This window comes from Nonomuraea sp. C10, from assembly GCF_008017515.1.
Classification (GTDB): Bacteria; Actinomycetota; Actinomycetes; order Streptosporangiales; family Streptosporangiaceae; genus Nonomuraea; species Nonomuraea ferruginea.
This window is the reverse complement of record NZ_VPFF01000003.1, coordinates 1734966-1761470: the sequence shown is the minus strand read 5'-3', so window position 1 is coordinate 1761470 and position 26505 is coordinate 1734966. Positions and strand designations below refer to the sequence as shown.

27 protein-coding genes and 1 pseudogene are annotated in these 26505 nt (G+C 68.1%); 16 read left to right on the top strand and 12 right to left on the bottom strand.

All coding sequences use genetic code 11. The annotated features are described in order from the left end of the window. Nucleotides 1-28: 28 nt before the first annotated feature. The 3 genes from FR742_RS40050 to FR742_RS40040 are packed head-to-tail and all read left to right on the top strand — an operon-like array spanning nucleotide 29 to nucleotide 2549. Nucleotides 29-781, top strand: a complete 753-nt coding sequence (locus tag FR742_RS40050) for a MerR family transcriptional regulator (RefSeq protein WP_148036410.1) — start codon at nucleotides 29-31, stop codon at nucleotides 779-781. After that, the gene (locus FR742_RS40045) at nucleotides 778-1896 is read left to right on the top strand and encodes a sensor histidine kinase (RefSeq protein ID WP_148036409.1); all 1119 of its coding nucleotides are present in this window, start codon (nucleotides 778-780) and stop codon (nucleotides 1894-1896) included. Before FR742_RS40050 ends, FR742_RS40045 begins: the two co-directional genes overlap by 4 nt. Continuing rightward, a complete protein-coding gene (locus FR742_RS40040) occupies nucleotides 1893-2549 on the top strand; it encodes a response regulator transcription factor (protein ID WP_148036408.1) in 657 nt (218 codons plus the stop codon). Before FR742_RS40045 ends, FR742_RS40040 begins: the two co-directional genes overlap by 4 nt. On the opposite strand, the gene FR742_RS40035 is transcribed toward FR742_RS40040, so the two are convergent. Continuing rightward, entirely contained in the window at nucleotides 2539-3189 is a 651-nt protein-coding gene (locus tag FR742_RS40035; RefSeq protein WP_261809039.1) for a DUF2306 domain-containing protein, read from the bottom strand. The two genes, FR742_RS40040 and FR742_RS40035, sit on opposite strands and share 11 nt — an antisense overlap. Nucleotides 3190-3349: 160 nt before the next feature. Here FR742_RS40035 and FR742_RS40030 point away from each other — a divergent pair, with 160 nt between their 5' ends. Next, complete coding sequence (locus FR742_RS40030) at nucleotides 3350-4336, top strand: NAD(P)-dependent alcohol dehydrogenase (protein WP_148036406.1); 987 nt, start codon at nucleotides 3350-3352, stop codon at nucleotides 4334-4336. A gap of 21 nt (nucleotides 4337-4357) precedes the next feature. After that, a complete protein-coding gene (locus tag FR742_RS40025) occupies nucleotides 4358-5110 on the top strand; it encodes a cyclopropane-fatty-acyl-phospholipid synthase family protein (RefSeq protein WP_148036405.1) in 753 nt (250 codons plus the stop codon). A gap of 32 nt (nucleotides 5111-5142) precedes the next feature. Here the strand turns inward: FR742_RS40025 and FR742_RS40020 are convergent, their stop codons facing one another. Further along, a complete protein-coding gene (locus FR742_RS40020; protein WP_148036404.1) occupies nucleotides 5143-6162 on the bottom strand; it encodes a saccharopine dehydrogenase NADP-binding domain-containing protein in 1020 nt (339 codons plus the stop codon). A 267-nt stretch (nucleotides 6163-6429) separates the two neighbouring features. Between FR742_RS40020 and FR742_RS40015 the strand changes: the two genes are divergently transcribed. Continuing rightward, on the top strand, nucleotides 6430-6975 hold the full coding sequence (locus FR742_RS40015) for a hypothetical protein (RefSeq protein ID WP_148036403.1): 546 nt from the start codon (nucleotides 6430-6432) through the stop codon (nucleotides 6973-6975). Between the two features lie 40 nt (nucleotides 6976-7015). Then, a complete protein-coding gene (locus FR742_RS40010; RefSeq protein ID WP_148036402.1) occupies nucleotides 7016-7357 on the top strand; it encodes a hypothetical protein in 342 nt (113 codons plus the stop codon). Between the two features lie 176 nt (nucleotides 7358-7533). Here the strand turns inward: FR742_RS40010 and FR742_RS40005 are convergent, their stop codons facing one another. From FR742_RS40005 to FR742_RS46250, 3 genes and pseudogenes are all read right to left on the bottom strand, one after another. Further along, nucleotides 7534-8112: a transposase gene (locus FR742_RS40005; protein ID WP_261809038.1), complete on the bottom strand. Its 579-nt coding sequence runs from the start codon at nucleotides 8110-8112 to the stop codon at nucleotides 7534-7536. After that, nucleotides 8072-10174, bottom strand: coding sequence for an ISAzo13 family transposase (locus FR742_RS40000; protein ID WP_148036400.1), 2103 nt, complete (start codon nucleotides 10172-10174; stop codon nucleotides 8072-8074). The genes FR742_RS40005 and FR742_RS40000 overlap by 41 nt, the downstream gene beginning before the upstream one ends. A gap of 61 nt (nucleotides 10175-10235) precedes the next feature. Beyond that, nucleotides 10236-11057, bottom strand: a pseudogene (locus FR742_RS46250) (transposase); the annotation flags it as partial. Between the two features lie 214 nt (nucleotides 11058-11271). On the opposite strand from FR742_RS46250, the gene FR742_RS39990 reads away from it, so the two are divergent. Both FR742_RS39990 and FR742_RS39985 read left to right on the top strand, forming a co-directional pair. After that, nucleotides 11272-11472 carry a hypothetical protein gene (locus FR742_RS39990; protein WP_148036398.1) on the top strand — a complete coding sequence of 67 codons (201 nt, stop codon included), beginning with the start codon at nucleotides 11272-11274 and terminating at the stop codon, nucleotides 11470-11472. A 101-nt stretch (nucleotides 11473-11573) separates the two neighbouring features. After that, nucleotides 11574-12182 (top strand): DUF1707 domain-containing protein, encoded by a 609-nt coding sequence (locus FR742_RS39985; RefSeq protein WP_148036397.1) that lies wholly within the window; start codon nucleotides 11574-11576, stop codon nucleotides 12180-12182. A 59-nt stretch (nucleotides 12183-12241) separates the two neighbouring features. Here the strand turns inward: FR742_RS39985 and FR742_RS39980 are convergent, their stop codons facing one another. Then, a complete protein-coding gene (locus FR742_RS39980) occupies nucleotides 12242-12847 on the bottom strand; it encodes a pentapeptide repeat-containing protein (protein WP_187281594.1) in 606 nt (201 codons plus the stop codon). 168 nt (nucleotides 12848-13015) lie between these two features. Here FR742_RS39980 and FR742_RS39975 point away from each other — a divergent pair, with 168 nt between their 5' ends. The 4 genes from FR742_RS39975 to FR742_RS39960 all read left to right on the top strand — a co-directional run bounded on the left by FR742_RS39975 (nucleotide 13016) and on the right by FR742_RS39960 (nucleotide 15904). Beyond that, nucleotides 13016-13396 (top strand): hypothetical protein, encoded by a 381-nt coding sequence (locus tag FR742_RS39975; RefSeq protein ID WP_148036395.1) that lies wholly within the window; start codon nucleotides 13016-13018, stop codon nucleotides 13394-13396. Between the two features lie 53 nt (nucleotides 13397-13449). Then, nucleotides 13450-13839, top strand: coding sequence for a MarR family winged helix-turn-helix transcriptional regulator (locus tag FR742_RS39970; protein ID WP_261809037.1), 390 nt, complete (start codon nucleotides 13450-13452; stop codon nucleotides 13837-13839). A gap of 306 nt (nucleotides 13840-14145) precedes the next feature. Further along, entirely contained in the window at nucleotides 14146-15057 is a 912-nt protein-coding gene (locus FR742_RS39965) for a hypothetical protein (protein ID WP_148036393.1), read from the top strand. Nucleotides 15058-15106: 49 nt separating this feature from the next. Further along, on the top strand, nucleotides 15107-15904 hold the full coding sequence (locus FR742_RS39960; RefSeq protein WP_261809036.1) for a hypothetical protein: 798 nt from the start codon (nucleotides 15107-15109) through the stop codon (nucleotides 15902-15904). A 143-nt stretch (nucleotides 15905-16047) separates the two neighbouring features. Here FR742_RS39960 and FR742_RS39955 read toward each other — a convergent pair whose 3' ends face one another. After that, nucleotides 16048-17604, bottom strand: coding sequence for a hypothetical protein (locus FR742_RS39955; RefSeq protein ID WP_148036391.1), 1557 nt, complete (start codon nucleotides 17602-17604; stop codon nucleotides 16048-16050). A 243-nt stretch (nucleotides 17605-17847) separates the two neighbouring features. Between FR742_RS39955 and FR742_RS39950 the strand changes: the two genes are divergently transcribed. After that, a complete protein-coding gene (locus FR742_RS39950; RefSeq protein WP_148036390.1) occupies nucleotides 17848-18999 on the top strand; it encodes a hypothetical protein in 1152 nt (383 codons plus the stop codon). A 277-nt stretch (nucleotides 19000-19276) separates the two neighbouring features. Here FR742_RS39950 and FR742_RS39940 read toward each other — a convergent pair whose 3' ends face one another. The 3 genes from FR742_RS39940 to FR742_RS39930 form a co-directional block, all read right to left on the bottom strand. Next, nucleotides 19277-19732 carry an excisionase family DNA-binding protein gene (locus FR742_RS39940; RefSeq protein ID WP_148036389.1) on the bottom strand — a complete coding sequence of 152 codons (456 nt, stop codon included), beginning with the start codon at nucleotides 19730-19732 and terminating at the stop codon, nucleotides 19277-19279. A 703-nt stretch (nucleotides 19733-20435) separates the two neighbouring features. Beyond that, nucleotides 20436-21158, bottom strand: coding sequence for an HAD hydrolase-like protein (locus FR742_RS39935; RefSeq protein WP_187281593.1), 723 nt, complete (start codon nucleotides 21156-21158; stop codon nucleotides 20436-20438). Continuing rightward, nucleotides 21148-22356: an MFS transporter gene (locus tag FR742_RS39930; protein WP_148036387.1), complete on the bottom strand. Its 1209-nt coding sequence runs from the start codon at nucleotides 22354-22356 to the stop codon at nucleotides 21148-21150. The genes FR742_RS39935 and FR742_RS39930 overlap by 11 nt, the downstream gene beginning before the upstream one ends. 47 nt (nucleotides 22357-22403) lie before the next feature. Between FR742_RS39930 and FR742_RS39925 the strand changes: the two genes are divergently transcribed. Then, nucleotides 22404-23840, top strand: coding sequence for a PLP-dependent aminotransferase family protein (locus tag FR742_RS39925; protein ID WP_148036386.1), 1437 nt, complete (start codon nucleotides 22404-22406; stop codon nucleotides 23838-23840). A 10-nt stretch (nucleotides 23841-23850) separates the two neighbouring features. Here the strand turns inward: FR742_RS39925 and msrA are convergent, their stop codons facing one another. After that, entirely contained in the window at nucleotides 23851-24510 is a 660-nt protein-coding gene (gene msrA, locus FR742_RS39920; RefSeq protein WP_148036385.1) for a peptide-methionine (S)-S-oxide reductase MsrA, read from the bottom strand. A gap of 150 nt (nucleotides 24511-24660) precedes the next feature. Here msrA and rarD point away from each other — a divergent pair, with 150 nt between their 5' ends. Then, nucleotides 24661-25548: an EamA family transporter RarD gene (rarD, locus tag FR742_RS39915; RefSeq protein WP_261809035.1), complete on the top strand. Its 888-nt coding sequence runs from the start codon at nucleotides 24661-24663 to the stop codon at nucleotides 25546-25548. Here the strand turns inward: rarD and FR742_RS39910 are convergent. After that, the gene (locus FR742_RS39910) at nucleotides 25516-26505 is read right to left on the bottom strand and encodes a polyprenyl synthetase family protein (RefSeq protein ID WP_148036383.1); all 990 of its coding nucleotides are present in this window, start codon (nucleotides 26503-26505) and stop codon (nucleotides 25516-25518) included. The genes rarD and FR742_RS39910 overlap by 33 nt on opposite strands.

The window sequence follows — 26505 nt, the reverse complement described above, 5'->3', positions numbered from 1 at the left end:
GTCAACACGTCCACACAGAGGGGGCGGCATGTGGCGGATCGGGCAACTGGCACGCATGACCGGCGTGTCCGAACGCACGCTGCGCCACTACGACGACATCGGCCTGCTCGCCCCCGCCGCGGTCGACGGCGTCACCGGCTACCGCTGGTACGGCGTCACCGAGTTGTCCCGGCTCGAACGCATCCGCGGCCTGCAGCGCCTCGGCCTGCCGCTGCGCCTGATCGCCGACCTGCTGGACGCGCCCGAGGCCCAGCTCCGCCAGGCGCTGGCCGAGACCATGACGGGCATCCGGCGCGAGATCGCCACGCTGGCCGCGACCGCGGCACGCGCCCAGGACCACCTCGACGCCCCGATGTCGATCCTGCCCCAGCAGGCCGCCGTGGGCCCGCGCCGCCTGCGCGTCCGCCGCACGCGGGTGCGCCACCCGTCGGAGCTGGCCGCCCTCTGCCCGGCGGCACCGGCCGCCCTGCTGACCTGGCTGGACGGGCCACCGGCTGACGGCTTCACCTGCGCCGTGACCACCGGCCGTGCCGGCGAGCAGCTCACCCTGCCCGCCCGCACCGTCGTGCGCGCCGTCGTACCGCCCTCGGCGGGGGTCGTCCCGGCCGGTCACGAACTGTTCGGCTGGCTGCGCCGCCACCATCTGGCCGTCGACGGCCCCACCCTGGAAGAACACCTCGTGGACGCCGACGGCCGGCGCGCCACGGTTCTCGAGGTGCCCGTACATCCGGAGAATCGTCCTGACCGATCGGCGGGGCGCTCTCGTACGATGAGCACGTGATCGGTCTCATCCGCTCCATGTGGAATGAGCCGCGGCCCCCCGGCCCGCCCGCGCGGGTGTGGCGCGACTGGGTGCTCGTGGCGGTGCTCGTGCCGGTCGCGGTGCTCGAAGGGGCCCTGCGGACGGACCTCCCGTGGCGGACCGTCGCGGTGCTCATCACCCTCGGGCTGATCCCCACGCTGCTGTGGCGCCGCACCCGTCCGCTGCTCATGCTCGTGATCGCCTTCGGCGTCACGAACCTGGCCACGCTGGTCACGTCCGGCGAGTCCGCGGAGACGAACACGCTGGCCTACCTGCTGATCCTGGTCTACTCGCTGACCCGGTGGGGGTCCGGGCGCGAGATCGTGATCGGGCTGCCGATCATGCTCGGCTCGCTCTTCCACTCGATGGCCGCCGGCCGCCTCGCGTCCGCCGACGCGGTCGGCGGGCTCGCCGTCATGTTCGCGGCCCTCGCGCTGGGCGCGGCGTTCCGGTTCCGGGCGGGGGCGCGGGCGCGCGAGCTCGACCAGGTCAAGCTGCTCGAACGCGAACGGCTCGCGCGCGACCTGCACGACACCGTCGCCCATCACATCTCGGCCATGGCGATCCGGGCGCAGGCGGGCCTCGCCACCGCGGCGTCACGACCGGAGGCCGCGACCGACGCGCTGCGGGTGATCGAGGCCGAGGCGGCGCGGGCCCTGGACGAGATGCGGGCCATGGTCCACGTCCTGCGCCATGACGGGCAGCCCGGCCGGGGCATCGCCGACCTCCAGCAACTGGCGGCCGGGAGCCCGTCCGGCCCGGCCGTGGACGTGGAGGTCTCCGGCGATCTCGACGGGCTCTCCCCCTCGGTCGGCGCCGCCGTCTACCGGCTCGCCCAGGAGTCGGTCACCAACGCCCGGCGGCACGCCCGCCACGCCACCCGCATCGAGGTCCGCGTCGACGCCGACGACAAGTCGGTGCACCTGCGGGTGAGCGACGACGGGCTCGCGCGGCTGAACGCGTCGCCCGGCTACGGGCTCGTCGGCATGATCGAACGCGCCGGCCTGCTGGGCGGCACGTGCGTGGCCGGTCCCAACCCCGGCAGGGGCTGGACCGTGACGGCCGTGCTGCCCCGGACGGGGGCGGCGACGTGAGCGTCAGGGTGCTGGTCGCCGACGACCAGGAGATCGTGCGTACCGGTCTGGTGATGATCCTCGACGCCCAGCCCGGCATCGAGGTCGTCGGCGAGGCCGCCGACGGGCGGCGGGCCGTCGAGCTGGCCCGGCGGCTGCGCCCCGACGTGTGCCTGTTCGACATCCGCATGCCCGGCCTCGACGGGATCGCCGCCACTCGCGCCCTCGCCGGGCCGGACGTCGCCGACCCCCTCGCGGTCGTCGTCATCACCACGTTCGACCTCGACGAGTACGTCTACGCCGCGCTGCGGGCCGGCGCCCGGGGCTTCCTGCTGAAGAACGCCGGTGCCCAGCTGCTCTCCCAGGCGGTGCACGCCGCGGCGGGCGGCGACGCGCTGATCGCGCCGAGCATCACCGCTCGGCTGCTCGACACCTTCGCCCGCACCGGCCCCGCCGAGCCGCCGGCCCGGCCCGTGGAGGCGCTCACCGGCCGGGAGGAGGAGATCCTGCTGACAGTGGCGCGCGGGCGCACCAACGGGGAGATCGCCGACGAGTTCCACATCTCGCTCAGCACCGTCAAGTCCCACATCGCGAGCCTGATGGCCAAGCTCGGCGCGCGGAACCGCGTGGAGATCGCGATGTGGGCGTACGAGACGAACCGGGTCAGGAGCTGAACCTGACCGGCCACCTCTGGATGATCACCTCGGCCACGATCAGGTTGATCAGCCAACCGGCGCCCAGGAGCAGCGCCCTGGCGAGCTGGTCGGGCGGGCCGGCGATCCCGTAGTAGGGCGCCAGCACGAACGCCTGCGTGCCCGCGCCCAGGCCGATCGCGTAACCGCGGATCATCCAGGCGCGGTGCGCGGTGAAGTCGCGCCGACGGATCGCGGCCAGGCCGAGCACGATCGAGGCGGCCATGGCCGTGCCGAACACCAGCCGGAAGACGGCCAGGAGCGGCCCGTCATGCTCGGGCAGGGCGTAGAACACGGCCATCCACATCCCGCTGACCGCCGCGACGAGCCCGCACGGGGCCAGCAGCCGCCCGGCTCTGCGATGCCAGCCGACCTTCCTGCGACGTAACCGGGGGACGAACTGGAACGCCCCGAGCACGGTGTAGACAGTCACCCCGACGATGTGCAGCACGATCGGGACGGGCGAGGCCAGGAACCGCGCGTTGTCCGGCGTGACCGCCGCGCCGCCGGTCAGCTCGGCCATGCGGATGCCGCCGGCGATCACCGGGATGAGGCCGAGCCCGATCAGCGCGGCCACGGTCCACCCTGCCCGGCCCCGCCGCGTCGCAATCTTGTCTGTCATGCCCCGATCGTGACGGTGGAGCGGGTGGTGGCTCATCAGCAGAAGGGCCGGTGTTGAGCTGGCCGATCGTCCGTCAATCAGGCGTACTTTCGGCTGATGACCCCCTTGAGCAGGATTTTTACGCTGATTGCACGATTCCGGATCTCCCGAGGAGAAAACGATGAAGGCGTTCGTCCTGCGCTCGTACGGCTCACCCGACGCGCTCGAACTCACCACCCTCGACCGGCCCGTGCCGGGCCGCGGCGACGTGCTCGTCCGGGTGCGCGCCACCTCCGTCCAGCCGTACGACTGGCACCTCATGAGAGGCGAGCCCCGCGTCTCACGCCTGATGGGCGGCCCCCTGGGGGTTCGCCGGCCGAAGATCTCCATCCTCGGCGCCGACGTGGCAGGCCAGGTGGAAGCGGTCGGCGAGGGCGTGACCGAGTTCCGCCCGGGGGACGAGGTGTACGCGATGTCCAAGCAGGGCGGCTTCGGCCAGTACGCCCTCGTACGGGCGGACGAGCTGGCCCCCAAGCCGGAGAACCTGACGTTCGAGCAGGCCGCGGCGGTGCCCCTGGCGGCCAACACCGCCCTGATCGCCCTGCGCGACCGGGCCCCGGTCCAGCCGGGCCAGAGCGTGCTCGTGATCGGCGCCTCAGGAGGCGTGGGCACGTTCGGCGTACAGATCGCCAAGGCGTTCGGCGCGCAGGTCACCGGCGTCTGCGGCCCGCGCAACGTCGACCTGGTCCGCTCGATCGGCGCGGACGACGTGGTCAACTACGCCAAGGAGGACTTCACCCGGCGGGGCCGGCGCTACGACGTCGTCCTGGACTGCGCCGGCAGTCACTCGGCCCTGGCCTGCAGGCGCGTGATGACCCGCAAGGGCACCTACGTGGTCGTCGGCGGCAAGGGCGGCAGGTGGCTGCGTCCCATGCCCCACGTGGTCGCGGCGCCCCTGTTGTCGCTGTTCGTGTCGCAGACGATGACCACGGCCGACGTGGTGGGCTGCACCGAGAACAAGCGGAACCTGCTGGCGCTGACCGAGCTCATCGAGGCCGGCAAGGTCACCCCGGTGATCGACCGTACCTACCCCTTCGAGGAGATCCCGGCAGCCGTCCGCTATCAGGAGATGGGACACGCGTCCGGAAAAGTGGTCGTCAAGATCTGATCACTCGGCTTGGATGGGTCCATGGAACGCCGGCTCATCAGCCATCTCGCCCACCGCGACCACCCCATCGCCGCTCCGGTCTCCGGCGCGCACGTGACCCGCCTGCTGCGCCGGGCCCGGCTGCCCGAGGGGGCGAGGATCCTCGATCTCGGCTGTGGCGAGGCCGCGTGGACGCTCCGCGCGCTGGCGCTGTACGAGGACGCGACCGCCGACGGCGTCGACGTCTCCGCCGAGGCGCTCAAGGCGGCCGAGGCGCACGCCGAGGTCCAGGGCGTCTGGGAGCGCATCCGGCTGCACGAGAAGCCGGCCGCCGACTTCCCGGTCGCCGAGAAGTACGACCTGGTGCTCTGTGTCGGGGCGACCCACGCGTTCGGCGGCCTCGGCCCCACCGCCGGACACGTGCGCCGCTACCTCAAGCCGAACGGGCTGGCGCTCATCGGCGAGGGCTTCTGGGAGCGCGAACCGACGCCGGAAGCGCTCGCCGGCCTCGGCGCCGGCCCGTCGGACCTCCTCGACCTGCCCGGAACCGTCGCCGCGGCCGAGTCCGCCGGATTCGACACCGTCTACGCGTACACCAGCGACCTGTCCGAATGGGACGACTACGAGTGGTCCTGGACGGGCACGCTGCTGCGCTGGGCCAACGAGCACCCCGGCCCGGACGCCGACGCCGCCCGCGCGGCCGCCCTCGAACACCGCGACACGTGGCTGCACGGCTACCGGAAGGTCCTGGGCTTCGTCACCCTGCTGCTCCAGCGTCAGGGCTCCTCCCAGTAGACCCCGGGGTGCCGCCCGCGACGTCGAAGCGCCTATCCACGCAGCTCGAACTTCAGGTGCGCGGACAGCGCGCGGAGGAAGTCCGGTGCGTCGAAGATCGCCCCGGCGGAGGCGACACCGGTGGTCGCGGCCCGCCCGGTCAGGACGCGCCGCACCGCCTCCACCGCGAGCGGCGCGCTGATGGCGTAGATGTCCTGCCCGCTCGCCACCGCCCGCCGCTCCTCGCCGCCGGACCGTACGACGACGTCGACGAGGAACGTCTGCCCGGACCGTCCGCGCTCGTCGGCAGCGACCGGCGCCGGCGTGTCCGGCGCCGCCAGGTCCCTCGCCGCCTCGACCGCCATGTACGAGCGCACCTCCGGGATGGACAGGTGGCTGGGGATCGTGACGACGTCGGCCATCGCGAACTCCCCGATGACCTCCCGGGAGCCCATCGGCTCGGGGAAGGACCACCGCAGCGTCGGCAGCTCGTCGTCGTGGTAGGCCAGCTCACCCTTGGTGAAGCGGACACGCCGGCCGTCCCGCCGCTGCCCGGAGACCCGGCCCGCGACGCGCGTCCCGGCCGTGGGGTGCCAGCTGCTCAGCCCGTAGGCGACGTGCGCCTCGTCGGCCGCCGTCCAGTCACCCATCGCCGCAGTCGCCAGCAGATCGGCCAGACCGCCGAAGAACGCCATCGCCGGGACGACCGCGACTCCGGCCTCGCGGGCCCGGTCAGCGAACCGCGCGAACGTGTCGGCGTTCGCCTCGATCTCGGCCGCCACGTCCACATAGGGGATCCCGGCCCGCAACGCCGCCTCGATCACCGGGGCGGCGGTCGTGGCGAACGGCCCGGCACAGTTGACCACCGCCGCCGCCCCGGCCAGCGCCCGGTCGAGCGCCGCCGCATCGTCGACCGACGCCGGCCTGACGTCGTCCCCCGGCTCAGCCACCGCCCGCAGCTTGCCTTCGTCGCGCCCGGACAGCACCAGGACGAACCCCCGCTCCCTCAGCTCCGCCACCACGAACCGCCCCGTGTGCCCGTACGCACCGTAGACCACCACAGCCGTGCCCATCAGCTCTCCTACCGTCCTCAGATGTCCGCTGGGGATCATCCTGGCGGCGGCCGCCGACCGGCACGAGCGTCTGAAACGCCACGATGCGCACAGTTTCGGACACGAGCCGGCCACGTGGGAGACAGGAAGGCTCGCCGATACCTTCCAGGAATGACGTGTTCCCTTTTCCTGAACCGGCTGTAGCGTCGAACTCGTCGAAAAGTCCTGCCGCCTGGGCCTTTCACAATGAGCCGCCTTCGCATAACCAGTCGAATGCGCAGGGGAAAAATGATCATCTCGGTCAAGACGGTAACGGCGGCAGTCATCCTCGCGTCGCCCCTCTTCGTCACGCAGAGCGACCCGGAACCTGTCGTCTTCATGGCCACCTCCGGTTCGCACCGATTCACGTCGCCCGAGCAATCGCGGGACGTCTGGCAGGCGTGCGGCGCCAAGGCCCCGAACGGCAAGCTGGTCCGTACGTTCACACGCAAGGAGTTCCGGCCGGCGCCCAGAGGCACCAGGTCCAAGCTGCTGTGCGGGTCGGCCAAATGGGGCTACCGGCACATCAAGGACAGGCACCGGGACGACTGGCAGGCCGTCGCGAACTACCTCGGCCAGGACTGGCGCAGCTTCGCGGACTGGGCCATCGAACAGACGCTGAAAGCACCCGACTCCGCACCGGCGTACCGTCAGAACAACGACACCTATGCCTACCGTACGCCTATACAAATCCGGGACGAGAAAAACAAGGTCAGGGCCCGCTACAGGCCGGTCGTCGTCATCGCCGCGAAAACGAAGAACATCATCACGGCCTATCCCGTCGCCCAGCGTTGAAAGGGCGTCTGAATCATCGGCACCCGCTACCATGGCGCCCATGGACCGGAGCGAATTGTTCGACGAGTTCGTCCGACGACTCAACGGATTCGACTCCCGCGCGGCCGCTGATCCCGGTGGGGAGTTCATCGAGATCACCCGTTGGGAGGGAGCGCCCCTCGTCCCGCCCGTGCGCCTGGCCATCGACGCGTCAAGCCTCGAACGCCACCTCCACGCCCTGGAAGGCGACGGCGCCGAGGTCTTCCCCGACGCCCCGCCACCCATCGGCGCCCTGCAACTGTTCCTCGTGCACGTCGGAGAGGAGATCGAGACGCGCGGCCCCGACGACGAACTACTCACGCTCCACGGCGACGACCTGAGCTTCCTCGGGAATGCGCCATAACGGTCTCCGGCCTCCCGATGTTCCGAGATGGAACCTTCTCGGCGTAATACGGCCGCAGTACCGTCCGGTCGCCGGCGTCGCGCTCGACTCTTGGCGGATGAGCCCGTCCGCGCCTTCATCGGTCGCGTCCTCGGAGCGGTGTAAAAGCTCGACGAGGTAGGTGCCGTGAGTGGATCTTAGGCGGCCTCGGTCACGGATGCCAAAGCCGGGTCGTCGGTCGGGTGGAGCTGGGTGGGCGGGTGGAGCAGGGCCCGGCGGAGGTCTTGCAGGATGCGCAGGCCTTTGCTGGTCATGGTGAAGCCGCGCCAGCCGCGGGAGGCGCGGTCGAGCACGGCCCACACGAGTGAGACACAGCTGGTCTCGCCGGGGAAGCGGCCGATGACCTTGACGCGGCGGCGGGTCTCACCGAAGGTGCGCTCGATGAAGTTGGAGTGCCGCACCCGCTTGTGGTGCTCGAGCGGGAAGCGCAGGTAGGTGGTCAGGCTCTGCCGGTCGGACAGCAGGCACTTGACCGCCGCTGGGTAGCGGCCGCCCCAGGTTTCGGCGAAGGCGTCGATACGCCGCTGCACCGAGTCCACGAGTTGCTGACCGGGGGTGGCGTCGTCGCCCAGTTCGGTGAGGTCGAAGATGTTCCAGTAGGCGGCTTTGACCGCGGCCTGGTCGCCGGCGCTGACCTTCGCCAGCACGTTGCGGGCGCGATGAAGCCGTAAAGGATCAACTTGTCGGCGTGTCGCGGTCGTCTGGCGCTGCGGCAAGCAGATCTGCCGCCGTGCGATATCGCACTGGCGCAGCAGTGGGAACGTGACCAACCTGTTGGAGCAGAGGGCGAGTTTCGCGGATGACATTGCCGACGGAGGATCTGCAGACATCGCCCAGAGCATCCGTCAGGACCTCCATGGTGCAGAGTTTCCGCTGGTAGAGGATCGTCAGCAAGACCCGTTCGCTATTGCTGATCTTCTGAGGGAAGACGCCGGATCGAGTTCCCGGCTGGCGAGGCCCGCCCCGCCGCTGGTAGCCAAGGCGCTCGCCCTGAGCAACTTGCGATACGGCGAGGCGTTGGATGAGGGAGTGGAGTTCGTCGCGGGTCATCCCGGTCAGAGCCGGGTGGGACAACCGGTCGATGATCGCGGCCCGTGCGGGACGCTGATCGGTGGTCAAGAAGTCGAGGAGAGCGGCTGCTTTGGCGAAGCGGACCTGGGCGGTTCCGGCGTGGTGGCTCTGGTCTTCCAACACTCTGCGGGTCTCCTTCACCAGATCGGCGATGCAGACATCGGTCACTTCCAGCAGGTCGGCCAGAACTTTCATAGAGCAGACCTGCCGCTGGTAGAGCAGGGTGAGCAGCAGACGGGCGGAGTCGTTGAACAGGGGCTTGGCGCGGAGGTTGCCGGTGGCTCGCCGAGCCCGGCCACCGCGTTGCTGGCTGTGGCGTTCCTGGGCGCGGGCGGCTTGGGCCGGAGCGAGTGCGGCGGCCAACTGTTCCATCTGAGCCGGGCTCATGCCGGTCAGCCGCGGATCGGCGAGCCGGGCCAGCATGGCTTGACGCCGTTGTGCGGGTCCGTTGGCCTCGCCGACAGGAGGGACGGGGCTGGATGCGTCGGCGGGAGCGGGGTGCAGCGTGTAGTTCCAGCTGCCGTGGGTGGCGTGCCGTTCCAGCGGCAGGGCGGCGAAGCGGTCTTTGCTGATTGCGACGCCGGTGGGGTACTCGCCTGTGTCGAGGGTGGCCTCCACTCGGAGCCCGCCGCTGGTGCGGGTGGCCGCGATGGTGTTGACCACCACCTCGTGACTGGTCAACGGCCTGCCTCGCCAGTTGAGGGTGATGTGGGAGAACAGCCGGTGCTCGATCTTGTTCCACTTCGAGGTGCCGGGAGGGAAATGGCAGACCGTGATGGCCAGGCCGGTCTCGGCGGCCAGTGCGGCCAGTTCGCTCTTCCAGACGCGATAGCGGTAGCTGTTGGAGCCGCCCGCGTCCGCGGTGATGAGCAGGCGGCCGGCGTGCGGGTAGTCGTGTCTGCCGCGTGCTTTCCACCAGCGGCGGATGGACTCCACAGCGAACACGGAGGTGTCGTGGTCGACGCCGACGTTCACCCAGCCGGTGTTACGGGTGATGTCGTAGATCCCGTACGGGATGGCCTGCTCGACCTGCGGCCCAGTGAAGAAGCTGTGGTCGACGACTTGGACCGGGTCGCTCTTCGGCCGCCACTCACGGCCGGCGTTGGGCAGCAGACCGAGCTGTTCCCGTTTCTTGGTATCGACGCTGATGACCGGCTCTGCAGTCGCCTGATGGTCTTTGACCTGCTCATTGATGTAGTGGAACTGGGCGTCTCGATCCGGATGCTGCGTACCCTCCAAGGTCTTACGCGTGCCTTGCAGGCTGAAACCGTTGCGGCGCAGCAGCGCGCCGACCGTCGGCGCCGAGACCGTGTGGCCCTGTCGGGTGAGCTCGTCGGCCAGATGCCGTAGCGACTTGGTCGTCCACCTCAGCGGCGACTCCGGATCACCCCGCTCATCCGGCTCCACCAGGGCTAACAGGGCAGACATCAGCTTCGGATCGTGCGCGGTCACGCGCTTGCGCCCACCTCCGGATCGTCGCACGCGACCATCCGGCAAAGGACTCAATCCCCGTTCGAGCTCGAAGACGCCTCTGCGCACGGTGGTCTCGCTGACTCTGGCCGCCCGAGCGACAGCTCGCACTCCGCCGTGCCCTAGCAGTCGCGCCTCGGACGCGAGCATCAGGCGCTGCTGACGTTCGTTCAGATGCGGGAGCAACGCCTCGAACTTCCGCGTGAGCTGGTCGCGGACTTCGGTGGAGATCGCCATACCACCTCAACGATCTCAAGATCAGAAAGCAACGCCTTATTTCCTCACAGCTTCGATGAACCAGACATCTTTGGCGCAGCGAGCGGGACAGGACCTGCTCTGCCGCTGCGATGAGGCCGGGAGCGCCGTCGGAGATGATCAGCAGTGGCGGGCGCAGGCCGCGGGCGACGAGGTTGGTCAGGAAGTCGTGCCAGGCGTCGGTGGACTCGGATCCGGCGGCGGCCAGGCCGACGAAGACGGGCTGGCCGGCGGTGGTGATGCCCCAGGCTGCCAGGATCGGCTCGGCCCGCTGCCCGTCGTGCATCTTGAAGTGCGAGGCGTCCAGGAACAGGTAGTCCAGCTCGACGTTCGCCAGGTCGCGCCGGCACCAGGCGTCGTACTCGGCGACGATGGCCTGGCAGATCGTGGAGACCGTCGACTTGGACAGGGCGGCCTCCGGGCCGAGCGCATCAGCCAGGGCGCCCTCGACGTCGCGCACTGACAAGCCGCGGACGAAGGAGGCGATGACCAGGGTTTCCAGCGCGTGGGTGCGGGTCACCCCGGTGCCGAACAGGCGAGAGGTGAACTTCTCGGTGGTGCCGCGCAGCTTGGGGCGGGCGATGGTGATCGGCCCGGTGGTGGTCTTGACGGTGGTGGAGCAGTGGCCGTTGCGGTGGCCCTGGCGGACGACGGCCTGGTCATCGTCGGCTGCGACGGCGACGGCGCGCTGGTAGCGGGCGCGGCCGAGGAAGGCGTCCACCTCGGCCTCGACGGCGGTCTGGATGATCAGGTGGGCGCCGAGCCGGGCGACGTCCTCGATGACCTCGACCAGGTCACGGCCTTCGGTGAACAGGGCGTCGATCTCGGCGCGGATGGCCTGAACGGGCGGTAGTGTGCGTGACACGAGCGTAGGTCCTTGCGTAGTGCGAACTTTGGTCGGTTCCGCACGGCAACCTACGCTCGTTCACTTTTACACCGCATCTCGGACGCGACCCCTTCATCACCTGGTCCGTCGACATGGCCGACACAAAATCGACACCGTGGATCCGCGAACTCTTCAGCGCACCGCAGCGTCCCACCTACCGTTCGTGTTCATGTGGATTCGGAGAGGAAGCGCCATGACCCTCGTATGGATGACCGGAGCAGGCGACCGCTACCACGCCTCTCCGGACTGCTTGGCGCTGAAAGCCGGACAAGAAGGCGGCCTGGCCCAAGGTTACGAACTGCGGGATATCGACAACGTCGATCTGGACGAGGCCAGAACTCGCGGCAGGATCGCCTGCGGCACTTGTGGAGGCACAAGCATCCACGTCACGTAGCCGCCCGTAGCCGTTCGGCAGGCACAGGCGGACGATCACGCGGGTCACCTTGGACCCGTGCGGGCTCCCTACAAGGATGAACGAGAACTATCGTGACTGGTATGGAAAACCGCCCCTCGCCCATGGACTCCCCGCGGTCACATCTGCGTGCCTCGGACAGCAATAGGGAGCAGATCGCCGCCGTGCTCGGTGAAGCGATGAGCACCGGTCAGCTGAGCCATGAGGAGTACTCCGAGCGCCTGGACAAGCTCTACCAGGCCAAGACCGTGGGAGAACTCCAACTCCTCACCCATGACCTCCAGATCGACCAGCGCCACCCGGTCACCCCGAACCTGGTCTCCAACCCCTCGGCCACGAACTCCGAGCCCGAGAACATCATCGCGATCTTCAGCGGCGCCGACCGCAAGGGCCGCTGGCGAGTACGGCGCCGGACCAGGGCGCTCGCCCTTTTCGGCGGCGTACGGTTCGACCTGACCGATGCCGAGTTCGAGGCGAGGGAAGTCGAGATCAAGGTCACTGCGATCTTCGGCGGGACCGAGATCATCGTTCCCGAGGGGATGGAGGTGCGCTGCGAGGGCGTCGGCATCTTCGGCGGCTTCGACGTGCACGGCGGCCCTGACGTCGACCCGTCGGCGCCGGTGCTCGTGGTGAAGGGCCTGGCGCTGTTCGGCGGGGTGACGGGCAAGCCACGGCCCCGTCGCGAGCGCTGACCGAGACGGCAGATCACTCGTACGCGGCGAGCAGCACATCGGCCTACCGCGGGGATGCGCTACTCCTCGATGAGGATGCCCAACGCGCCGGCCAGGGCGAGAGCCAGTCCTTGCGCGTCACTGCCGGCCACGATCGCGCCCTTGAGACTGGTGACACCGCCGATCCCCAGCAGCACGCAGCCGGAGAAGTGCGCGCCGTCCATCTGCGCCTGCGAGAACTGCGCCCCGCTCAGATCGCAACGCTCGAAGCGGACTCCCCGTAGGTCGGCGTTCTGGAAGTTGGCCTCCCGCATGACGCAGTCGCGGAAGACGGCGTTCTTGAACGTCGAGAATCGAAACCCGGTCAGATCGGCGCGGCATGCGTCGAAGAGCACGTCACGGAACGTGCATTCGGTCCAGGTCATGCCGGTCAGCCGGGTCGCCGACGTCCGGGCTCGATGCATGCCCGACGTTCTGGCCGTCATGTTGGACAGGTCGCAGCGTTCCAGCTCCACGTCCACGAACCCGGCTCGACGCAACTGGGTGCCTGCGAAGCTGGTGGTGACGAACCGGCAGCCCTCGTAGTCCACCGCGTCAGCCTGGCGAGAGGTCAGGTTGCCGCCGTGGAACTCCAGGCCACGGTAGGTGCCGTCGTCCTCCAGGGCATGCCGGGGAAGTTCCGCCATGACCAGCGGCGAGGGCAGTTTGGGTGCCGCAGGTGCTTTGGGTCGCTTCGGCTGTCGGCGGGGAGATGGGGGAGACATCGGGCGGAGCCTAGCCCATGCCGCGCGCGGGGGTGTCGCTGCTCGGATCGCCACACCCAGAGACGCATGCATTTCGCATACACTTCGCCCATGGAGTCAGCTCTGGAAGAGACCATCGACGAGTGGCACACGAGCGTGAACGGCGGCGACCTGGAGCGTGCGGCGCAGGCGGTCAGCGATCCGATCGTCGTTCTGGGCCCGAAGGGCGCGGGTCCGATCACCCCCGAACAGTTCGCGGAGTGGGTCGAGCGTTCCGGGATCACGATGACCCCGCGGTCGTGGCACCCCATCAGCGACAGGCTCATGGTCGTGGAGGAGGACGCCATCTGGCCCGGGAGCGAGACCCCGACCAGGGTGGCCACGGTGTTCCGAGTGACCGGGCAGCAGGTGTCCGCCGCCCTCCGGCTGCCCGACCTCAGGTCAGCGCTCGAACTGGCCTACATCTGCCGTGAGATGGCGGCCACCGGATGAGCGGCCCGGGACAGGTCCTGTTCCAGTTCGTACGTCACTGGTCACGCAGGAGCGTGGACCATCGAGCCACTGAGCAAGGCCGGCTCGTCCTCGTCACCGAGGCGGTCCTCGCCCTCACCCGGCACGGCCGGGAAGCGACGGTCAACGCCATCGCCGACGAGATCGGCATCGACCAGAGCGGAGCGTCCAGGCTGGTGAAGAGCGCGGCAGACGCCGGATACCTTGAGATGCGGACCTCTGCGACGGACGGACGCCGACGCCATGCGACGGTGACCGCGTCAGGCCACGCGCTGCTGGAGGACGCGCACCGCTGGCAGGAGCAGGTCTTCGACCAACTGACGGACGGCTGGAGCGAGCAGCGGCGTCTCGACTTCCAACGAGCGATGACCAGCCTGATCGAACGCTCCCACGCCTTGACGCATGACACACCGACGCCCCATTGAGCGCTGAGAAGCTGGCGGAGCGGTATCAGAGACCCATCCCAGCAACCGTCTCCGGCATTGTTCGGGAAATCCTCTCCTTCCGTCGTCAGCGGAGTTAGGATTTTTCCTGAACATCGAGCGACTTGGAGAGCACCGATGGAGGCGAGATCACAGCCACAGAACGAGGTCGAAGTTCTGCGAGCCGGAATGGCTGTGCTAGGTGACCGGCTGCCACCCGGATGGGATGTCCAACCCCTGAGCCGCAGACCGCCCGATGCTCGCTTCGACGCTCTCTGGAAGGTGACAGCACCGGACGGAACCTCGGTCGTGCTGGTCGTGGAAGCCAAGCGCGTGGTGGAGAGACGTGACACCGCCACACTCCTCCAGCAGTTGAATGCCGCCGCGGACGAACATCCGGGCAGCCGTGGGGTCGTCGCCGCCCGATACCTGTCACCACCTGTGCGTAAGCGGCTCTCTGAGGCCGGCCTGTCCTACATAGACGCGACGGGGAACATCAACCTGAACGTCTCTCAGCCCGGTCTCTACATTGCCGATCGAGGGGCTGACCATGATCCGTGGCGCGGTCCTGGAAGACCGCGCGGAACGTTGAAGGGCGCTCCCGCTGCGAAAATCGTCCGTGCGCTGTTGGACCACGAAAGATCGTGGGCGATCCGTGAACTGATCGACGTCGCTGACGTATCCACCGGGTCGACCTACCGGGTGATCGAGTTTCTGGAGAGCGAGAACCTGGCAACGCGGACCAGCTCGGGTGCGGTCGTAGTTCCCGACTGGGTCCCGCTGCTGAGGCGTTGGAGTGAGGACTACGGGTTCGTACGAAGCAGTCGAGTCACACGGTGGATAGCCCCGAGAGGGCTGCCTGATCTCATGCGACGGGCGGGTGATAATCCCACCCAGTACGCCATCACCGGGACGTTGGCCGCAGCCACCTGGGCCCCCTATGCTCCAGCCCGCTCCGCCATGATCTACACGACGGATGCCGAGCACACCGCCCAGCTCTGGGACCTTCGCCCCGCTGATGCCGGAGCGAATGTGATGTTGGCCGAGCCGGAGAACGACGTCGTCTTCGTCCGTACCCTTACCGACGCTTCCGGTCTCACGATCGCCGCGCCACCCCAGGTCGCCGTCGATTTGATGACAGGCCCTGGACGCAGCCCCTCCGAAGCCGAAGAACTCATTGACTGGATGGCACGGCATGAATCCTCCTGGCGTAAGCAGTAGTGACATCCTCGTCCGATCTCGGTCCGCGCTTCTCGATGCATTGGCCGCGTTGGACGCCCATCGCGACGCAGTGATCGTGATCGGAGCACAGGCCGTCTACCTGCGGACCACACGAAGCCCTGTCGCGCTCGCCGAGACGACCAAGGACAGCGACCTCGTACTCGACCCGAGAGTCCTGGAGGACGATCCGCTTCTGGAAGAAGCCATGGGCCGCGCGGGGTTCTCCCGTGACCCCATCGGCGGACAACCCGGAGCGTGGCTGAACCCCGCGGGCATTCCTGTGGATCTGATGGTGCCCGAGGCCCTTGCAGGAGCAGGTACGAGGAACACGCGGGGAGCCCGCATCCCACCACATGATCGCCGTGCCACCCGCCGTGCTCGAGGCCTCGAAGCCGCTGTCATTGACAACACGGTGATGGACGTCACCGCCCTTGACCCGGCCGATGCCCGCGTATACGACGTCAGAGTCGCCGGACCCGCAGCCTTGCTGGTGGCCAAGGTCCACAAGATCGCCGAACGGGTTTCAGCCCCCCACCGGCTGAATGACAAGGACGCACACGACATGTACCGCATCCTTGTCGACGCCGACACCGCTGAACTGGCCGCCACGTTCAGGCTCCTAGCTCGTGACCCCATCAGCGGCGAGATCACCGAGCAGGCTGTCGAACATCTGGCGGCGCTGTTCGCGGCTGGACCGGACGCGCTCGGCTCGACGATGGCCGGACGCGCGGAAGAGGGAATCGGCGAGCCCGAGACAGTCGCTTTGGCAACGTCTCTGCTGGCCGCTGATCTCCTGCAAGCCTTGGAACGCACCAATCTCACACAGGGCTCGACCTCAACGTCGTGAGGACGACGCAGGCGCGTACTGACCACGGACCTCGCCGAGGGTGGGCGTTGTGGTCGCCTTCGACCCAACCCCCGGCGAGGCTCCTGTCTATGCCTGTCCGCGCCCGGATCTCACGCCCACGCGCGGCACTTTCAGCAAATCGCTCAGTTCACCATGAAGTCGTAGTCACGTGCCCAGCTCAAGTAGCCGCGCGCATCGATGCTCCACACCGACAGCGTGTGTGTACCGGCACTCTCGGGCGTGATGGTCACGGTGGGCGTGTCGGCGGAGGTCTGGAGCGTCTCACCGGAGTCCAGGCGGTAACCGTACGCGACGACGTCCTGTGCGCCGTTGGGCGAGAAGGTGAACTCGCCTGGCACGCCCGCGCCGCCGCCGGGTGTGTTCTCCGGGTAGACGGTCGAGACGACCGACGGCGCCGGGTTCCGCCCCGGTGTGAAGGAGTAGGCACGCTCCGGCCCGGCGTTACCGGCCCGGTCGACCGCTGCGACATACAGGGTGTGGCGGAACCAGACCGTAGGGGTGAGCGACACACTGGCCCGTCCCTCGGCATCGGCCGTCACCTGCCCGGCCAAGGGACCGCCCGGTGTGAGCCGGTACTTGTAGGACACGACGTCGGTGGAGTCACCGGGGGCAAAGGTGAACACGCCCGGCGTGCCGACCAGCCCGCCCGTCGCGTTCGCCGGATAGGTCTCGGAGGCGATCACCGGCAGCGTGGGCCGGGTCACGTCGACGGTGAACTCCTGCCAGGCCGTCCAGTCGCTGACGTCGCTGAGCATCTCCAAGGTCTCCGGCTCCTGGTAGTGATCCTCGGCGCGCACCCGCCACTGGTAGGTCTGGCCATCGACGAGTAGCCCTTCGGGGACCTCGGTGCAGTGCCTGCCCTCCTGCTGGGGATAGGAGGTCGCCGAGCCCAGAACGGTGCCGGAGGAGTCTGCCCACTCGAAGCGCGCCGACATCTGATCGCCGTGCTGCCGGTCGGCGTTGACGACTTCAGCGCCCAGGGTGGGCGTTGTGGTGGGGACGAACTTCGTCTCCGGGCGCGATCCGGGCCCGCAGAAGTCGTCGAGGCTGATGGCCGGATCCGTGGGCACCTCAGGCACGGTGTTGTACCAGAAACGCAGCGCCGGCGTGTCGAAGCGACCCCAGTACGGGTGGTTGACCTGATCGGTCTCGAAGACCCGCAGGTTGCGCGGCCCGACCTCACTGGCCGCACGCATCCCGAAGGTCAGGTGCCTCTCACCGCGTGCGACGGCATCCCGCACGAGGTCACCGATCCGCCAGCCGAAGAAGCAGGAGTCGAAGCCGTCGGCGACGGTCCCGGTGCCGAGATTCCGCTTCCAGGCCGGCTGGTTGCGCCAGGTGGTCTCCGGGCCGATCTGCCCGGTCACCCAGAGCTCGACGGTGGGGTCACAGGCGCCGCTTTTGAGATAGCCCGAAAAGGTGACGTGGAGCAGCTTCTTGCCGTGCATCGGGCTGATGTCCATGCGGAAGAAGGAGCGGAACACGCCAGGAGGCTGGACGCCCGTCCCCACGAGCGCGCCGTCCGCGCTGTTCCAGTGGGAGGCCTTCGGATCGGCCTGGGCGACGTAGGTCCAAGCGAGCTTGACAGTGCTGGTGGACGCCGACGCGTGTGCCGGCGTCGGCGGCATGATGACGAGCGTGACGAAGAAGGCACATAACAGCGCCAGGACGCGTTTCACTGTAATTCTCCCCGTTATGGTGCGTTTCCCTAGGTACGAGGGTCGCCCGGGAAGGCAACGCGGCAGGAGCCATTTCAGCGACGATCATGTAACTACGGGACCCGGAGGAACAGCGGCCTTCCCAGGCGACCCTGGCACACGGAGCAGTCTCTCTTCGACTGCTGGACAATCGAAATAATTCGTACGAGTGAGACATAACAGCTAATGCACCATACCCACAGACCCTCTCTGTAACATAGCGGCATGTCGACACATCCCCCAGTCGCCAGCTACGTCGGCAAAAGCGTGCGTTGGTATCAGATCGGAAAGAAGACGATAGAAAGGAGAAATTGGCTCAAATACCTGCGCTGGCAGGCCGTCTCCCGCGCGCTCAGCGAGGACGACACCATCCTCTCAGAGAGAGTGGGACAAGCGGCCACCGCCTTCTGCGACGCACTCGACATCACAGAATTTCCGATCGACCAGGACCGTTCCGGCGTCTTCAGGCGCATGAGCCGCTGGGCCAGAGAAAAGGTAACGTGGGGCGTTCGCTTTCCAGATTATCGCGGTCGGCTCAGTTTGACGTTCGACGACCGACTGAAAGCCTGGATAGGAGACGCCGCCGAAAGCCCCATGGGACAGAGAGCACTTGATTTCGCCCAATACCATGTGAAGGAAGAAGGACGTAGCGCGCTGTTCGCGGAAGCGGTTCTCAACGAAGCACACGGCGTGCTGATAGAAGCGCGCGAGGGGGAATCTCCAGGCGCCGCCCGATGGGAGATGGCCGCCGAGATCCACCGCTACGTCCCGGACAGCGAGATCAGACGGCGGCACCAGCGCTGGAGGAGTTCGGCGCGAGCCATCAGCGCGGGCGGCACGGCCGCGGTCACCACCCAGGTCTTCACAGACGATCTGAGCAGCTCACTCACTCTGGGCGTCGCGCTCACCGCCTTGGCCGCGATCGTGGAGTTGACCATTTCCACGCGCACGCTGACTGGTCAGCAGATCGCGGTCCGGGAGCAGGTGAGAGCGTGGCTGGAGGAAGCGCTGGTGGCACGACTATGGGCCAACCTGCAGTGGGCAGGCGGCCTGGCCAGGCAGGTCGAAGCAACGGGACGACCGCTGCCCGTCGGCGACCTCATCATGGCCATGGCCAGGAACCTGGTCACCATAAAACCTCTGGACGACGATGCCAAGGTATTCCGGGATGTCGACCGACTGAGAGAGCATGCCCTCTCTGTTTCGGACCCCGAGCTTCTCGCCTTCCTCGTACGCCTTGAAACAGCCTTACGGCACAAGCCTGACACCCTGCCACACGCGTTCCGAGCACTGATCACTTCGGTGCGAGAACGGAACACCCTCGGAGAAGTGGAACCAGGAGGCCGACAGATGATCATACGAGCGAGCGGGGACTAGCCCGCAGCGCCCATTCGGGACCTTGCCCGCCGCCTCCAAAGCGTCGAGCACTCTCCGGCGGGCTGGTCCGTGAGTCCGCGATCTACTGCACACAAGCCCCAACGCCCCTTCCGTCCAGGTCAATTCGGTCCAGCACGAAGTCGTCGGGCGACTTCACCCCGATCATCGGCGTCAGGAAGCTTCAGCCCTTCGATCAGCGGCTTGCAACCCTGAGCAGGTCACGCAGGGTGTTGCCGTACGACACGTTCGCGTCGTAGACCACCACGAATGTCATGGCTCAGATACCCAGCTCTTGCCCAAGCGCAGCGAGCTCATCGGCCGCGGTCCGGCGCTTGGCGTCATCGCGACGCTTGTATTCCTGAAGATCCTCGTACCTGATTCGGCGGTGCTTGCCGATCAATCGGAAGGGGATCTCTCCCGTCTCCAGAAGCTTGATCAAGTACGGGCGCGACACGTTCAGCATGTCCGCCGCTTGCTGTGTCGTCACCTCAGCATGCGACGGAATCACCGTGACTCCGCGCCCTTCGGCTGCTTGGGCAAGGATGAAGGCGAGCAGACTCACGGCTTCGCGAGGCAGGATCAACGGATCCTCACCCCCGTGTTCTCCGGCGACCCGGACGGTCGGCTGCTCGGGGTACCGCATGAGGTAATCCTTGATCCGGCGTACCGCGCGACCGGCTACCTCGGCATCGATGCTCCCCGGCTGAACTCGCTTGGCCTGCACGTCAGTCATGACGTCACCTCCTCTTCGCAGTATCCGCAACAAACGAAATAACGCAAGCGGAACCGCTGGCGGCTCGGTGGCACACACGGTCGAAGACGGCCATCAACGGAGCAAGCCACACCGGTCCCGCAGTACCCATACGGCACCTTGAGAAGGTGGTAGCGCTTGACTTCAGGTCATAGATGTGCCGCTCAGCAGAGCTTCGACCGGTGCTCAGCCCACATGTCGACGGCCTCTCGGAGTCATAAGCGGCGACGTTCTCGCGAGCCATCCCCCACTGTGTAGATCAGTCGGTCCGCAAGCCGATCCGGACCAGGCTCTCTAAGCGGCGTCTACTCCACACGAATGTGATCGGCGAGAGTACAAGGCGCTCGATCACCTGGCCGAGCTGGATGACCTCTGGACGGCGGGCATCCGCCTCGCGTACCCTCGCCGTCGCCTCGGCATAGACTTCCACGTCTGACACGGGTTATTCGTCGTCCGGGATGGCGGCGAGCGACTCACGGGGTGTGCCCGACTCGCTCCCCCGTATCCGTGACCGACCGAGCAAGGACAAGCGCCAAATCACGCAGATCGGGCGCAGCTCCAAATGGTCGAGCCGCCAGGCGCACAACGCCTCGCTGGGCCGCTGCGGTGACGCTCAGCTCAGTAGCATCGTGCCCGGGCTGCATCACACCACTTGCCGCCACACCGCCGGGTCCTACCCCGCGGTTCAGCTGGGCCGCCTCCCTTCGGTAACAGCGTGCTGGACGGCGCAGGTGTCCGTGAGATCCGGCAGCACGATATCCGCGCCCGCCGCTCGTAGTTCGGCGACGCTGTCGGTTCCGGTTGCGACCGCGACGATCCTGGCCCCGGCCGCGTGGGCGGTGGCGATGTCACGGAGGGTGTCGCCGATGATGACAGTGTCGGCGCCGCTGTGTCGGTGGCCGAGATGCCGCTCCGTGCGCTTGAAGGCGTGTGCCGGCAGGTCGGCGCGTTCGAAGGCGTCGCCTCCATACGCGCCGAGACGGAAGTCGATGTGTCGGTCGAGCCCGAACACTTCCAACTTCAACACCGCGAGCGAATACAGGTTGCCGGTCAGTACTGACTGACGCACTCTCGGGACGGCCCCCACAGCCGTCAGCGCATCGGCCGCACCTGGCAGCGCACGCCCGTCAGCGACCAGGTCGCCCGCACGGTCCAGGTGTTCCGCGATCAGCAGATCCGTGAAGGCGTCCAGCAGGTCGGCGTCGGGATCCAGGCCGTGAGCCCTCAGCGCATCAGTAGCGGCGGCCAGTTCGGTGCGGCCGTCGAACTGCCAGGGCTGCTCCAGCGTCAGGTTTGTCGCCTTACGGAACGCTTCGGCATAGGCCTGGCGCGCGACCGTACCGGCGTCGATCAGCGTGTGATCGATGTCCCAGAGCACCAGAAGAGGAGTCGGCGTGTCAGCTTGCATGAAAACCTCCATGATTGTCCCGCGCCCACACGATCAATCCCAAGACCATGAACACGGCGCCGGCCGCCGAGACCGCAGCCCATCCGCCGAGCCGATACGCCGCCGTGCCCGCAGCGGTGCCGGCCACGCCCCCAAGGGTGTAGGTGGTCATATATACGGAAGCGATCCGTGAACGTGCCACGCGCACAAGGCCATAGACCACGCTCATGTTCACCAGGTGTGTGCCTTGTACCGCCAGGTCCATCGCCAGGAGCCCGACGACCAGCCATACCAGCCCCTGCGTTCCGATCGCCATCACCCCGAACGAGGCCACGCCTACGATGAGGAGAATTCCGGTCAACTGGCGTTGCCATCCCCTGTCCACAGCACGACCGACCGTCCGTGCCGCGATCGCACCCGCGACGCCGACCAACGCGAACAGGCCGATCTCAGCTTCGCCGTATCGGTACGAAGGTCCTGACAGCAGGAATGCCACGGTCGCCCAGAACACCCCGAACGCGCCGAAGGTACAGGCACCGATCAGCGAGCGTCTCCTGAGCAGCGGCTCACTCACCGCCAGCTTGACGGCCGCCCGGAACTGCGCGGCGTAGCCGATCGCCATCTCGGCGGGGGCTGGCGGCAGGGTGCGTGCCAGCGCGCCGGTGAGCAGAAGCGTCACAACCGCGGCGCCCAGGAAGAGCGCACGCCAGCCGAACGCCTCGGCAGTCAGGCCGGCGATCGTCCGGGAGAGCAGAATGCCCACCAGGCCACCGCTGAGCACCATCGCGATGACGCGACCGCGCTCGTGCTCGCCGGCGAGGGCGGCGGCGTAGGGGATGAGGATGTTCACCACACTCGCACCGGCCAAGCCGATCACCGCCCCCGCGGCCAGCAGTACGGCTACGGTGGGCGCCGTGCTGGTCACGACGAGCGCCACGACGTCGACAAGCAGGAGCAGGCAGACCAGCGGGCGTCGACGGACGATGTCGCCAAGCGGCACGACCAGGACCAGCCCCAGCGCATAGCCCAGCTGCCCGACGGCAGGGAGGTACCCGACCTCCAAGGCCGAGGCGTACGACCGTGCCATGTCAGGAAGCAGTGGCTGGCAGTAATAGAGGTTGGCCATCGTCACCCCGTAGCTCACCGCCAGCAGCCACACCTGATGGCCTGGAGCGTGGACGGCCTGACCCGTACACGACGGGCGCCTCTCGATGGTCACCGTAGCGACGCTACGAGAGTATTGGGCCTGAATTAAGATCCACCAACATGTCGAATTCTTGGCCCACTTCCGGTATCGATCTGCATCTGGAACTCGACCCGGCGACCGGCCGCCGCGCCGCTCTCGAGCAGGCGTTACGGGCCGCGATCCAATCTGGACGGCTGGCACCCCATGCCCGGCTGCCTGCCAGCCGCAATCTCGCCGCCGAACTCGGGCTGTCCCGCGGAACCGTCAGGGCCGCGTACGACCAGCTCATCGCCGAGGGATACCTGACCGCCCGCCAGGGATCGGGCACGGCGGTGGCCGCGCTCCCCCAGCGCCACACGGACAGCACAGCCGGCCGGCATGACCTGGCATCGCCCGGCCCCCGGCACGATCTCCGCCCGGGCCGCCCAGATGTCTCCGCCTTCCCCACGGCGGCATGGTTGCGGTCCACCCGCCGGGCACTGGGCTCCGCCGCAGCCGACGCGTACGCCTATGACGACCCGCGCGGCCGGATCGAACTGCGTACCGCACTGGCCGAATACCTCGGACGCACCCGTGGCGTCCTCGCCCACCCAGACCTCATCATGATCACAAACGGGTACGTCCAGGCCCTGGCACTGCTCAGCCGCGTACTCAGCGAGACCGGCACGGCCACCATCGCGACGGAGGATCCGGGAGTCGCCTTCCACCGGGAGGTGATCCGTCGCAACGGCTCGGCGGTCGTCCCGCTCGCCGTGGACGAGCGCGGCGCCCGCACCGACCTACTCGGCGCCCCCGGCTTCCCGTCGGTTGACGCCGTGGAAGTGACCCCGGCCCACCAGCATCCGACAGGACACACCCTCGACCCGCGACGCCGCCGGACGCTCATCGGCTGGGCGCGTTCCAGCGGCGCTCTGATCATCGAGAATGATTACGACGGCGAGTTCCGCTACGACCGCCAACCCATCGGCGCGATCCAGGGCACCGCGCCCGACCATGTCGCCTACGTCGGAACCGTCTCCAAGGCCCTCAGTCCCGCCCTGCGTCTGGGCTGGATCGTGCTACCCCATCACCTCCTGGAGCCGCTGGTCGAAGCCAAGCGCCACAATGACCGTCACACCGAGACCATCGGCCAACTGACGCTGGCGGACTTCATCGCTTGCCATGCTTACGACCGGCACGTCCGCGCAGGCCGGTTGCGCTACCAACGCCGGCGCGACCTGCTGCTGGCCCGCCTCCACGCTCAGCCGGGCCCCCTGCCGACCGGCTTCTCCGTCCACGGGATCGCCGCCGGCCTGCACGTCCTGATCAGCTTGCCGGCTGAAGGCCCGACCGAGCAGCAGATACTCCACACCGCGGCAGCCAACGACGTGGGCGTGGGACACCTGGGCGATCACTGGCATACCCCCGGAGACCACCCGCAGGGCATCATCGTGGGCTACGGAACACCGAGCGAGCGCACCTACCCGGCCGCAGTCGACGCCCTCGCCCACGTCCTACAGGTCACGCATCGCGCATAGACAGCCCTGCTCACTCACCAGCGGGAGCAACACCCACCGGACAGGAAACCCCGGTGCCGCCGATCCCGCAGTACCCATTGGGCACTTTGTACAAATACTGCTGGTGATAATCCTCGGCGAAGTAGAACGGACCGGCCTCGGCCAGCTCCGTCGTGATCCCCCCGTACCCCGCCTGGGCCAGCACCTTCCCGTACGCGTCCCGCGAAGCCTCCGCGGCCGCCTGCTGCGACGCCCCGTGGTAGTAGATCGCCGAGCGGTACTGGGTGCCGACGTCGTTGCCCTGGCGCATGCCCTGCGTCGGGTCGTGGGACTCCCAGAAGACCTTCAGCAGCTGCTCGTACGAGATCTCGGCCGGGTTGTAGACGACCCGGACGACCTCGGTGTGCCCGGTGCGCCCGGAGCAGACCTCTTCGTAGGTGGGGTTGGGCGTGTAGCCGCCCTGGTAGCCGGCGGCGGTGGTGTAGACGCCGGGGGTCTGCCAGAACTTGCGCTCGGCGCCCCAGAAGCAGCCGAGGCCGAAGTCGGCGATCTCGTAGCCGTCGGGGTAGGGCGGGGCGAGGGGGGCGTCCAGGACCGCGTGGCGGGCCGGGACGGGGATCGGCTCCTGCCGGCCCGTCAGGGCCTCGTCGGGAGTGACCATGGTCGCCTTGGTTCCGAACAGCCAGCCCATCAGAATGCACCTCCGCAGTCCACTGTACAGACGCTGCAACGGTTAACCATCTCTACATATTTCCGTGAAGAACCGCGCATTTGTGCTCAAAGGTAGTCATGCCCGAAGATGTGGTTCATGCCTGAACTACGGCGCGGTGTCTTGTATGGCGTGGCCGCGTATGCGATGTGGGGTCTGTTCCCCCTCTACTGGCCGCTGCTCAAGCCCGCCGGGGCCGTCGAGATCCTGGCCCACCGGATGGTGTGGTCGCTGATCACCGTGGTCGCGGTGCTGGCCGTGCGCAGATACTGGTCGTGGATCAAGGAGATCGTCCGGCAGCCGCGCAAGCTGGCCCTGCTGGCCCTGGCCGCGCTGATCATCACGGTCAACTGGGGGACCTACATCTACGCGGTCAACACCGGTCACGTGGTGGAGGCCGCGCTCGGATACTTCATCAACCCGCTGGTGAGCGTGCTGTTCGGGGTGGTGCTGCTGCGGGAGCGGCTGCGGCCGCTGCAGTGGACGGCTGTGGGGTTCGGCGCGCTGGCCGTGATCGTGCTGACGACGAACTACGGCAGGCTGCCGTATCTGGCGCTGGTGCTCGCCTTCTCGTTCGGTCTGTACGGGCTGATCAAGAAGCAGGCGAACGTGGGCGCGGCCGAGAGCCTGACGGTGGAGACGCTGCTGCTGCTGGTGCCCGCGGTCGCGTACATCGGGTTCCTGGAGGCCTCGGGGCAGGGGACGTTCGTGGACCTGGGGCCGTGGCACGTGGTGCTGATGGTCGGCGCGGGGGTGATCACGGCGGTGCCGCTGCTGTGCTTCACCGCCTCGGCCATCAGGGTGCCGCTCAGCACGATCGGGCTGCTGCAGTACATCGCGCCGGTGCTGCAGTTCCTGTGTGGGGTGCTGATCGCGAAGGAGACGATGCCGCCGAGCCGGTGGATCGGGTTCTCGATCGTCTGGCTGGCGCTGGCCATCTTCACGTACGACAGCTTGCGGGCGGCGCGGGCCGCCCGCATCAGCAGGTCAGCCAGATCGCTCGACCACGTAGTCACATAGCGTCAAAAATGCGGCCTTGGCCGGGATGTCGGGAAGGCCGCTGATGTCGGCCCGAGCCCGGTCCACCCAGGCGTCCAGGTCGCCCCGGGCCCGCGCCATCGCCGGGTGGGCCCGCAGCAGCGTCAGCGCCTCGTCCAGGTCGTCCTCCGCCACCGGCCCGGAGAGCAGCTCTCCCAGCCGCGACGACGGGTCGTCGGCCAGCACGTAGAGCACCGGCAGGGTCCTGATGCCCTCGCGCAGGTCGGTGCCGGGCGTCTTGCCCGACTGCCGGGAGGACGAGGCCACGTCCAGCAGGTCGTCGCCGAGCTGCCACGCCACGCCGATGGCCTCGCAGGCCCGGCTGAGCCGCTCCTCGACGTCCGCCGGCGCGCCCGACAGCAGCGCGCCGAACCGGCCGGCCGCCGCGATGAGCGAGCCGGTCTTGTCGCCGAGCACCTGGATGTAGTGGGCGACCGCGTCGTCGCCCGCGCGCGCCCCGACGGTCTCGCGGATCTGCCCGCGCACCAGGCGGGAGAACGTCTGCGCCTGGATCCTGATCAGCTCGGGCCCGAGGTCGGCGAGCAGGTCGGAGGCCTGGGCGAACAGGTAGTCGCCGGTCAGGATCGCCACGGTGTTGTCCCACCGCGCGTTGGCCGACGGCGAGCCGCGGCGCACCCGCGCCTCGTCCATGACGTCGTCGTGGTAGAGCGAGCCGAGGTGGGTCAGCTCGATGACCACGGCGCCGGGCACCACGCCCGGCGCCGACGGGTCGCCGAACTGCGCGGCCAGCAGCACCATCAACGTGCGGAAGCGCTTGCCGCCGGCCTCGATGAGGTGCTTGGACGCCTCCGTGACGAAGGCGTCCTCGCTCTCCACCGACGAGCGCAGCAGCTTCTCGACCGCGGCCAGACCATTGGCCACGTCCTGCGCCAGCCGCTCGTCTTCGATAGGAAGGTCAACAACGGGAGGCGCGGACAT